Annotated in this window: 8 protein-coding genes; 6 read left to right on the top strand and 2 right to left on the bottom strand. The window is 66.5% G+C overall.

Going from position 1 to position 9771, the window contains the following annotated elements:
- Positions 1 to 62 precede the first annotated feature (62 nt).
- On the bottom strand, positions 63 to 932 hold the full coding sequence (locus RHM57_RS12970) for a sugar ABC transporter permease (RefSeq protein ID WP_322135240.1): 870 nt from the start codon (positions 930 to 932) through the stop codon (positions 63 to 65).
- 183 nt (positions 933 to 1115) lie between these two features.
- A complete protein-coding gene (locus RHM57_RS12975) occupies positions 1116 to 2420 on the bottom strand; it encodes an ABC transporter substrate-binding protein (protein ID WP_322135239.1) in 1305 nt (434 codons plus the stop codon).
- 194 nt (positions 2421 to 2614) lie between these two features.
- On the opposite strand from RHM57_RS12975, the gene RHM57_RS12980 reads away from it, so the two are divergent.
- The 6 genes from RHM57_RS12980 (at position 2615) to RHM57_RS13005 (ending at position 9743) form a co-directional block, all read left to right on the top strand.
- The gene (locus RHM57_RS12980) at positions 2615 to 4654 is read left to right on the top strand and encodes a beta-galactosidase (protein WP_416172954.1); all 2040 of its coding nucleotides are present in this window, start codon (positions 2615 to 2617) and stop codon (positions 4652 to 4654) included.
- A gap of 241 nt (positions 4655 to 4895) precedes the next feature.
- Positions 4896 to 5672 (top strand): TetR/AcrR family transcriptional regulator, encoded by a 777-nt coding sequence (locus RHM57_RS12985; protein WP_322135238.1) that lies wholly within the window; start codon positions 4896 to 4898, stop codon positions 5670 to 5672.
- Positions 5662 to 6435, top strand: coding sequence for a hypothetical protein (locus tag RHM57_RS12990; RefSeq protein ID WP_322135237.1), 774 nt, complete (start codon positions 5662 to 5664; stop codon positions 6433 to 6435). The genes RHM57_RS12985 and RHM57_RS12990 overlap by 11 nt, the downstream gene beginning before the upstream one ends.
- A gap of 6 nt (positions 6436 to 6441) precedes the next feature.
- A complete protein-coding gene (locus RHM57_RS12995; protein WP_322135236.1) occupies positions 6442 to 7737 on the top strand; it encodes an aminotransferase class III-fold pyridoxal phosphate-dependent enzyme in 1296 nt (431 codons plus the stop codon).
- Positions 7728 to 8918, top strand: a complete 1191-nt coding sequence (locus tag RHM57_RS13000; RefSeq protein ID WP_166787377.1) for an MFS transporter — start codon at positions 7728 to 7730, stop codon at positions 8916 to 8918. The genes RHM57_RS12995 and RHM57_RS13000 overlap by 10 nt, the downstream gene beginning before the upstream one ends.
- Positions 8919 to 9044: 126 nt before the next feature.
- The gene (locus RHM57_RS13005; RefSeq protein ID WP_134449305.1) at positions 9045 to 9743 is read left to right on the top strand and encodes an IclR family transcriptional regulator; all 699 of its coding nucleotides are present in this window, start codon (positions 9045 to 9047) and stop codon (positions 9741 to 9743) included.
- Positions 9744 to 9771 lie beyond the last annotated feature (28 nt).

The following is a 9771-nucleotide window of genomic DNA, read 5'->3' on the forward strand; positions in this document are numbered from 1 at the left end:
GAGTCGGCTGATCCGCGGACCCTGCGGGGCCTGGTTCGGGGAATGCTGAAGGTGGTCACGGTCTAGTCCTCCTGGCCGAACGCGCGTTTCTGCACGACTCGCAGGAACAGGAATGAGAAAGCAAAGGTGACGACAGCGATGATGATCGAGGTCGCGGCCGCAGAGTAGATGTCGTCGCGGGTGAAGGCGTCACGGTAGACGAGCATGAGTGGCGACCAGCTCGTCGAGAGGCTGTTGGTGAGCGGGCGCAGTGTCGTCGGTTCGGCGAACACCTGCAGCGTGGCGACCATGGAGAAGAGGGCGGTCATCACGATGGAGGGAGCGATGATGGGGATCTTGATCCGCCAGGCCACCTGCACCTCCGTGCAGCCATCGAGCTTCGCCGCCTCGTAGATGTCCGTCGGCACGGCCTTCAGCGAGGTGTACATCACGATCATGTTGAAACCGACCCCGCCCCAGAGCGCAATGTTCGCGATCGCGAAGAGCACCGTTGATGAGTCCAGCACTCCGGGCACGTCCCAGCCCAGGCGTTCGAAGACCCAGTAGAACGGGCTCACCGCCGGAAGGTAGAGGAAGCCCCAGAGGAGCGAGCTGATCACGGCGGGCACGGCGAAGGGCAGGAAGATGGCGGTCCGGGAGAATCCCGCGGCCCGGGTTCGGCGCGAGTCGAGCAAGAGAGCGAAGAGCAGGGCCAGGCCGAGCATGAGCGGGATCAGGACGAGACCGTAGAGCAGCACCCGGCCCACGCTCGCTCCGAAATCAGCGTTGGTGAGCGAGGTGATGTAGTTTTCCACGCCGGCGAACGCCGTCGTGCGGCTTCCCGAGCCGAGCCCGAGCCCCTTGACCTGCTTCTTCTGCAGGCTGAGGAACAGCGTGTACGCGATCGGGGCGGCCATGAACGCGAGGAACAGGATGATGCCCGGCGCGAGCATGAGATAGGGGGTGAGTACTCTCGAACGGAAATTTCCCGTTCGCGTACTCGACGGGAGGTCGGTTCGCGTTCGAGGCTTCGGCGCCTCGGTCACAGTGGCAGTCACAGGTGATCCTCAATCGAAGGGAGAAGAAGTGGGGAAAGCCCGCGGATGCCTGAGGCCGGCGGGCCTTCCCCGGTGGCACTACTTGACGGTGAACCCGCTCTTGGTCAGGTCATCGGTGGTGATTTTCTGCATGCTGGTGACCGCGGCCAGGAAGGCGCTCTTCGACTTCGCATCCGCGGCCTTGGCGAACTCGTCGTTGTATGCGCTGTACGCCACGTTGACATTCGGGCCGTAGTTGAACGGCGAGACGGTCTTGGCGACCTGGGCGGCGACGGTGTAGAAGTCCGGCTGGTTGCTGAAGAAGGCCGGGGCCGTCGTCAAGGCGGACTCTGCGGCGGACGCGTCGGCCGGGTAGATGTTCGCGGTGCTGACTAGCGCTGCGACGGCGGCCGGATCGGTGTTCAGCCAGGTGGCGAACTCGACGGCTTCCTTGGGGTGGGTCGACTGGGTCGTCACCCCGGTGGAGGAACCACCCCAGTTACCCGTCGAGGGAGCCGAGGCATCCCACTGCGGCATCGGTGCGACCTTCCAGAGGCCCGCGGTGTCTGCGGCGTTGCCGGCCAACACGCCGGGAGCCCAGACGGCGCTCAACCAGCCCACCTGGGTGCCCGTGTTCAGCCCGGCGTTCCATGCCGGCGTGTACATCGGCTTGTTGTCGATGACGCCCTCTTCGACCAGGCCGCCCCAGTACGCCGCGACCTTCTGGGTCGGAGTCTTGTCGATGTCGACACTCCACGCGTCCCCGTCGATCCCCCACCAGGACGCGCCGGCCTGCTGGGTCAGCCCGGTGAACCAGCCGGCGTCGCTCGAGGAGAAGGTGCCCAGATAATCAGCCGGGTTGGCGGCATGGATCGCACGGGCGTCAGTCGCGTACTCATCCCAGGTCGTCGGGACCGTGAGGCCGAGCTTCTCGAAGACGTCGGCGCGATAGTAGAACATCATCGGGCCGGTGTCCTGGGGGATCGCGTACAACGCGTCACTGCCCAGGGTGACCGAGTTCCAGACGCCGTCAGCGAAGGCGCCCTTCACGTCGGAGCCGACGTCGCCGGAGATGTCGGCGAGTGCATTCGCCGCGACCAGGGTGGGGATCTTCTGGTACTCGGCCTGGATCAGGTCCGGGGCGCCGCTTCCCGCTTTGACGGCGGTCAGCAGTTTGGTGATCGCGGGGTCACCGCCGTCCTGCTTCTGGACCGTGACCTGGATCTCGGGGTGGGCCTTGTTCCAGATGTCGACGACCTTGTCGAGGTTGGGAGCCCAGGCCCAGTAGTTCAGTGACACGGGGGCACCGGTGTCTCCGCCGGTTGTGGGGCTGGAACAGCCCGACATGAGCAAAGCGGCCGCAGCGGCCATGGCCACTGCTCCGACACGGAATGAAGTGCGCATTCGTCCTCCTTGAAGAAAGCTGGTGCTGTGATGGGTTCGCCCCGACTCGGTGAACGTTTGTCGACCTTGACTGTGAGCGGTTCTAGTACCTCACACTAGCCATTGTTCTGTCAACTAGGCGAATCCCGGACTTCTACAGAGCCGCATCCTGTGATAGAACTGGGAGCGCACACAGTCGAAGGAGCCACAAACCCATGCCATTCGAGTCTCTCTCCCGAGTAGTCGCGGTTCAGCAGGACCGCTGGATGCCCGGCACAACCAGCCTGCGCTACGGCGGCGACTACAACCCGGAACAGTGGCCGCGTGAGGTCTGGCTCGAGGACATTGCGCTGATGAAACAGGCCGGCATCAACCTCGTGAGCCTCGGCATCTTCTCGTGGGTCCTGCTTGAACCCCGTGAAGGCGAATACGATTTCGCCTGGCTCGATGACCTGTTCGAGCTGCTTCACGCTGCCGGGATCGACATCGACCTGGCCACCCCGACCGCGGCTCCCCCAGCCTGGTTCTGGAAGAAATACCCGGCCGCTCACCCGGTCACCCGGGACGGTGTGCACCTGGCCGGCGGCTCACGTGGGGTCGTCAGTCCCAGTTCGCCCGAATACCGCCGCGCCGCCGCCAACATCACCGAGCAGCTCGCCCGTCGGTACGCGGGGCATCCCGCATTGGTGTTGTGGCACGTGCACAACGAATACGGGGCCCCGATCAGCGAGTCATACGACGACTACTCCGTCGCGGCCTTTCGGCTCTGGCTGCAGAAGCGCTACGGCACCCTCCGCGCACTCAACGATGCCTGGGGCACCACATTCTGGGGACAGCGCTACGGGGAATGGGACGAAATCAATGCGCCCCGACTGTCCGCCTCCGTGACGAACCAGGCCCAACGCCTCGACTTCAAACGATTCTCCTCCGACGCCCTGCTGGCGTGTTTCATCAACGAACGCGACACCATCCGCCGGTTCACCCCGGACATCCCGGTGACCACCAACTTCATGGCCACCAACTGCCTCTCAGCCAACTACTGGACGTGGAGCCGCGAGGTCGACATCGTCTCCAACGACCACTATCTCGTCGCCGAACGCGCCGATAACCACATCCTCCTGGCCATGGACGCCGATCTCACCCGTTCGCTCGCCGGAGGTGCACCGTGGATCCTGATGGAACATTCCACGGGAGCCGTCAACTGGCAACCGCGCAACATCGCCAAGACGGCCGGGGAACTCGCCCGGAATTCGCTCTCCCACCTCGCCCGTGGCGCCGACGGGATCCTCTTCTTCCAGTTCAGGGCCTCCCGATACGGCGCTGAGAAGTTTCACTCCGCCATGCTGCCCCACGCCGGTACCGAGACCCGGGCCTGGCGCGACGTGGTCGCACTCGGTGCCACCCTTGCCCGGCTCGAGCCCGTCCGCGCGAGCCGCGTGCAGGCCCGGGTGGCCATCCTCTGGGACGTGGAATCGTTCTGGGCGCAGGACCTCGAGTGGCGCCCGAGCGTCGAGCTCGACCACCGCGAGCGCATCGAGGCGTTCTACTCCGCCCTGTGGAACCAGGGCGTCACCGTCGATTTCGCACACCCGGCCGCAGATCTGCGCGGGTACGACGTGGTGCTGGCCCCGAGCCTGTACCTGTTGGGTCGCGCTGCTGCCGACAATCTCACCGAATACGTGCGCGGCGGCGGCACACTCGTCGTGTCCTATTTCTCAGGGATCGTCGACGAACAGGATGCCGTCTATCCGGGGGCTGCTCCCGGCGCGCTGCGCGACGTGCTCGGCCTCGCCATCCACGAATTCCGTCCCCTGCACGAAAACGAATCGGTTGGCCTGAGCAACGGAAGATCGGGATCCGGCTGGACCGACGACATCCACGTGTCGACAGCAGAGGTGCACTCCCGCTACCTCGATGGGCCCGCCGCCGCGGGACCTGCGATCACCCGGAATTCCCTCGGTGCGGGCACCGCCTGGTACGTGTCAACGCGCCTGATCGGCCATGATCTCGATTCCCTTCTCGGTGAGATACTGACCTCCGTCGGCGTCGGGATCGGGTCGGAGCCCGGAATCGAGGTGGTGACCCGCACAAGTGCTCAGGGTGACTTCACCTTCGTCATCAATCACACAGATGCCGACGCGACCCACCCGGCATCCGGGGCCGAGCTCATCACCGGCGAGACGATCTCGGGCACGGTCACAGTGCCTGCGGGGCTGGCCCGCGTCGTGCACAGCGCCCCAACCGAAACGGCCTGATCTGCCGGAGGCCCGTGGCGAGCATGTTTCATCAGATTACCGGCGTGTAAAACGTCCTGTCCCGGCATTGTGCCTGTCCCGGCCGGCGTGCAAATCTTGCCTAGTTGGTCAACTGTCCAACTTTGCAACCGGGAGCACACGTGCCTTTGTCTCCACCCACAGATCCACCATCGCCGAAGAAGCCCGGTCATCTCGCCGTCGTCACGGACGTCGCAGCACGCCGCACGTCGGGAGCCCGCGGATGAGGCGCATCCCGCCCGCACAGCGTCGGGACGAACTCATCGCGGCGGCCACGCGCGTCATCGCCCGCGATGGGCTGACGGCCGCAACGACCCGCGCCATCGTCGCCGAAGCCGGGATGCCGCTCGGCGCCTTCCACTACATCTTCGACTCCCGTGACGATCTGCTCACGGCCGTGATCGACACCAACACAGAGGAACAGAAGTTCCTCGTGTTCACGAGCGTGGGAACCGACCAGGACCGCAGCGTCAAGGCCGTGCTCCGGGCCGGCCTCGACGCCTACATCGACTGGCTCGTGGCCAACCCGCACCGTGAACTCGCCCTCGCGGAACTTGCCCTGTACGCCTCCCGCACCGGGACCGCCGAAGCGGCACGCACCCAATACGACGTCTACTACCGGTCGGCGAAGGAGTCGTTGCGCCGCGTCACCGAGCTCACCGGGCAGTCCTGGACTGTACCCGTCGAGCAACTCGCGCGTTACCTCGTCGCGATCGTCGACGGGATGACGTCGACCTGGCTCGCGGACCGCGACACCGAGGCCGCCAGGTCCCTCGCGGGCTTCGTCGCTGCGTCGCTCGCGGGACACGCATCCGCGCCCGACAAGGCAGCCACCGAACCGAGTGATGACGAGAGCGACGACATCCGGATGCGCATCCACCTCGATATCGATCTCGATCTCGATCTCGACTGTGACGACAACGACTCCCTCAACAACACCGGCCACAACACCGGCAACAACACCGGCAACAACACCGAACAGGACCCCCGTGCTCACTGACACCGACCCCCACGTGCGCGCCCAGGTCAACCTGCACGCGGTACTCGGCGCGCTGCCACGGCTCGCCGAACTCGCTCCCGATGCCCAGGCGCTCCTCGCCGAACTGAAACGCCCGGTGGCGGTGAGCTTCCGCGGACCGGCCGGACTCAGCCTCGACCTCAGCTTCGCGAAGGACGGGATCACGCCGGGACGCACACCGGGCGCCGCCCGCGCCCTGCTGGTCTTCCGATCGGCCGCGCACCTCAACGCCGTCGTCGACGGAACGGCCGGCCCGATTCCCGCCGCCGGACCGGCCGGACTGCGCTTCCTGCTCACCGTGTTCACGCCGCTCAGCAACCTCCTCGGCTCCTACCTGCAGCCGACCCCCGACCGCCTCGCCGACGCGGGCTTCACCGAGATCACCGCCCTGCTCACCCTGCACGTCGCCGCGACGGCGATCACGATCATCGGCAACGAAGACCGCAGCGGACAGTTCAGCGTCGCGCAGATGCCCGACGGTGACGTGGACATCGAAGTCGGGGAGGGACTCCGCTACCGGCTGGCAGTCCGTGGCGGCAGCATCCGCCTCGATGCCGACCCCACCGGCTCTCCCCGTGCGGCGCTCACCTTCGCGGACCTCGATGTCGCCGGCGGGGTGCTCAGCGGGCGATACAGCGCCCTCGCCTGCATCTGCGACGGTCGGATGGCGATGCGCGGGATGATCCCGCTCGTCGACAACACCAGCAGGATCCTCGACCGCGTCAGCTCCTACCTCGGAAAGTAGCCCGCCATGACCGACACCCTCTCCCCCGTCACGCCCATGAATCCCATCAAGCCGTTCGAATACCCGCTCAGCCGTGCCGCCTTCGCGCGGGCCACGAAGGTGATCCCGTCGGGGATCTACGGCCACCAGGGCCCCTCGGAGGGCTGCTACATCCCACAGGCCTCCTTCCCGCTCTTCTCCTCCCGCGCGGAGGGAAGCCGGTTCTGGGACGTCGACGGCAACGAATACATCGACTACATGTGCGGCTACGGCCCCAACGTGCTCGGGTACGGCGACGCCGAGGTCCACGCGGCCGCCCGCAGGCAGGCCGAACTCGAGGACGTCGTCTCGATCCCGTCGACGATCATGGTCGACCTCGCCGAACTCCTCGTCGAGACGGTCGCGAGCGCAGACTGGGCCTTCTTCGCCAAGAACGGCGGCGACGCAACGACCCTCGCGATCATGACGGCACGCGCAGCGACCCTCCGCAAGAAGATCATCTTCGTGAAGGGCTACTACCACGGGGTGGCACCCTGGTCGCAGAAGCTCGACTACCCCGGGGTCCTCGAAGAGGATGTCGCCAACAACCTGACCATTCCGTTCAACGATATCGAGGCCTTGCGCCAGACTCTCGAACAGCATGCCGGCCAGATCGCCGGGCTGATCGCCCAGCCGTACATGCACGGGAACTTCGTGGACAACGCGCTCCCGGCCGAGGGGTACTGGCAGGCCGTTCGCCGGCTCTGCGACGAGCATGGCGTCGTCCTCATCGTCGACGACGTCCGGGCCGGCTTCCGGCTCGACCTGGCCGGTTCCGACCATTACTACGGCTTCAGTGCCGACCTGATCTGCTTCTGCAAGGCCCTCGCCAACGGTTACAACGTGTCCGCGCTCTGCGGCCGCGACTTCCTTAAGGACGCCGTCAGCAGCATCACATACACGGGCAGCTATTGGATGAGCGCCGTGCCGTTCGCCGCCGCGATCGCCACGATCACCAAGCTGCACCGCATCGACGCGCCCACCCAGTTCGCCCGGCTCGGCACCCGGTTGACCACGGGTCTCGTCGCGGCGGCACACGGCGAGGACTTCACCCTTGTATCCTCGGGGGAACCAGCCCTGTTCTACCTGCGTCTCGCCGACGACGACTCACTCATGCTTCACCAGGAATGGGTCGCCGAATGCGTGCAGCGCGGGGTATTCATCACCTCGCACCACAACCACTTCATCAACGCCGCCCTCACCGAAACGGACGTGGACATGACGATCGATATAGCCAGGCAGGCCTTCTCCATCGTCCGGAAGCGGCATCCGCTGTGGAGCTGAGCCCGCACCTCCCCGTCCCACGGGCGGAGCTGGTCTCGGTCGGGTCGACCTATGCCGTGCAGGGACTCGGGTACGCAGTGATCGCGACCTCCCTGCCCACCATCCAGGCACGCCAGTCCCTCGACGCGACCATGGTGGCCCTCCTTCTCCTCGGGGTCTCGCTCGCCGCGGCGGGCGGATCGGTCCTCGCCGACGCGATCGCCATCCGCCGCAACAGCAAGGCCGCGCTGCTCAGCGGGCTCGCCGCCCAGGCCGTCGGGTTCTTCATGATGGCGACCGCACAGCCGGCCCCGATCTACATCGGTGCCGTACTGCTCTACGGCGTCGGGCTGGGCGCGGTGGATGCTTCGAGCGCGATGCAGGGCGTCCTCGTGCAGAGGGGCAGGCCCCGCCCCCTCCTGGGGCGGTTCTTCGCCGCCTACACGCTCGCCGCGATCGTGGGGGCATTCCTGATGGTCGCGCTCGTGGAGACCCCGGCCGGCGCCGGGGCGGTCCTCGCGATCGTCGGAGTGGTCGACGTGCTCGTCATCGTCGCCGGCTGGCGGCTCCTCGACACGGGTCATGCGGCCCGCAAGCCCGGGCACGCCCGCGACGCCACCCGCATTCCGCGCTGGCCCGTCTTCGTGATCGGGGCGCTCATCCTCGCCGCGTTCGTCGCCGATTCCGCCGTGAGCACCTGGAGCAGCATCTACCTCAGCGGCACGCTCCATACGGCGGCCTGGGCTGCGCCGCTCGGTTACGCCGCATACCAGATCGTCGTGCTCATCTCACGGCTCGGCGTGGACTACCTCGTCCGCCGTACCGCCCGCACGGTGATCGCAACGTCGGCCATCGTCTTCGGCGGCATCGGATTCGTGGTGATCGCCCTGGTTCCGACCGAAGCAGGCGCGATCATCGGCTTCGCCCTCACCGGCGTGATCGCGGGGGCGCTCGTCCCGCTGTCCTTCGGGGCCGCCGGCGACGTCCTCCCGTCCCGCAGCGACGAGATCATCGCGAGGGTGAACCTCTTCAATTACGCCGGCGCCATCCTCGGCACCGTCATCGTCGGGGTGGTCGCCGACCAGACCGGTTTCGGCATCGCCTTCCTGATCCCCCTCGTGATCCTGGTCCTGGTCCTGCCCGCAACCCGGGCCCTGCGCAAGCCGAAAGCCATCCCCCTCGAGGCACCCCAGCCCGGCTGAGCACGGCAACAGTTGCCCGTGCGGAACTGCCGGGCCTTGTCCGGAGCGTAAAAAAATGAAATCATGTTGTCACTAGATGGAAATTCTCCGGTCGCAGTTGATCGGATTCTCTCGAAAGGCGGCGGCATGAGCCTGGACGCTCCGGAATCCACGGGCACCCGGACCGTTGAACGCGCACTCGGCCTCCTCGCCTACGTGTGCGAACACGGCGCCGTGTCCCTGACCGAAGCCGCGCGCGGCAGCGACCTGTCGATCTCGACCGCCCTCCGGCTCCTGCGGACCCTCGAAACCACGGGGTTCGTCTCGCGGGACGACAGCGGCGACTACCGGCCGGGGAGCATCACCATCCGGCTCGGCGCCCAGGCGCTCTCCCGGGAGACCATCGTCTCCGTCGCGGAGCCGAAGCTGCACGAGATCGTCGAGCTCACGAGCGAAAACGCCTACCTCGGACTGCCGTCGACGTCGGACACCATGCTGTACGCGGCCGGCGTGCACGGGACACATCCGGTCCAGCTCGCCAACTGGGTCGGCCGGGTCATTCCCCGCTCGACGACGGCTGCCGGACGGGCATTCGCCGGCGCTGTCGGTCCCCGGGGTTTCACCGTCGTCCGAAGCGGAGCAGACCATGACTCGACTGCGATCGCCGTGCCCGTTCACTCGGTCGGCAAGATCGTCGCAACCGTGTCGGTCGTCATCCCGAACTACCGCGTCACCGATCCCGGACTGGATCGCATCGGCGCCCTTCTCATCCGGGTCGCCGGCGAGATCTCCGAACGGCTGGGTTCCGACCCGCTGCCGCAGAATCAGACAAAACCAACCGACTAACCAACCGGCGCCGGCCGGCATCAACCAG

This window comes from Cryobacterium sp. 10S3 (assembly GCF_034344045.1).
GTDB lineage: Bacteria > Actinomycetota > Actinomycetes > Actinomycetales > Microbacteriaceae > Cryobacterium > Cryobacterium glucosi.

Excerpts from the sequence above, each read along its gene's own strand:
- RHM57_RS12970 (WP_322135240.1), bottom strand. The coding sequence starts at position 932 with ATGCTCGCGCCGGGCATCATCCTGTTCCTCGCGTTCATGGCCGCCCCG.
- RHM57_RS12975 (WP_322135239.1), bottom strand. The coding sequence starts at position 2,420 with ATGCGCACTTCATTCCGTGTCGGAGCAGTGGCCATGGCCGCTGCGGCC.
- RHM57_RS12980 (WP_416172954.1), top strand. The coding sequence starts at position 2,615 with ATGCCATTCGAGTCTCTCTCCCGAGTAGTCGCGGTTCAGCAGGACCGC.
- RHM57_RS12985 (WP_322135238.1), top strand. The coding sequence starts at position 4,896 with ATGAGGCGCATCCCGCCCGCACAGCGTCGGGACGAACTCATCGCGGCG.
- RHM57_RS12995 (WP_322135236.1), top strand. The coding sequence starts at position 6,442 with ATGACCGACACCCTCTCCCCCGTCACGCCCATGAATCCCATCAAGCCG.
- RHM57_RS13005 (WP_134449305.1), top strand. The coding sequence starts at position 9,045 with ATGAGCCTGGACGCTCCGGAATCCACGGGCACCCGGACCGTTGAACGC.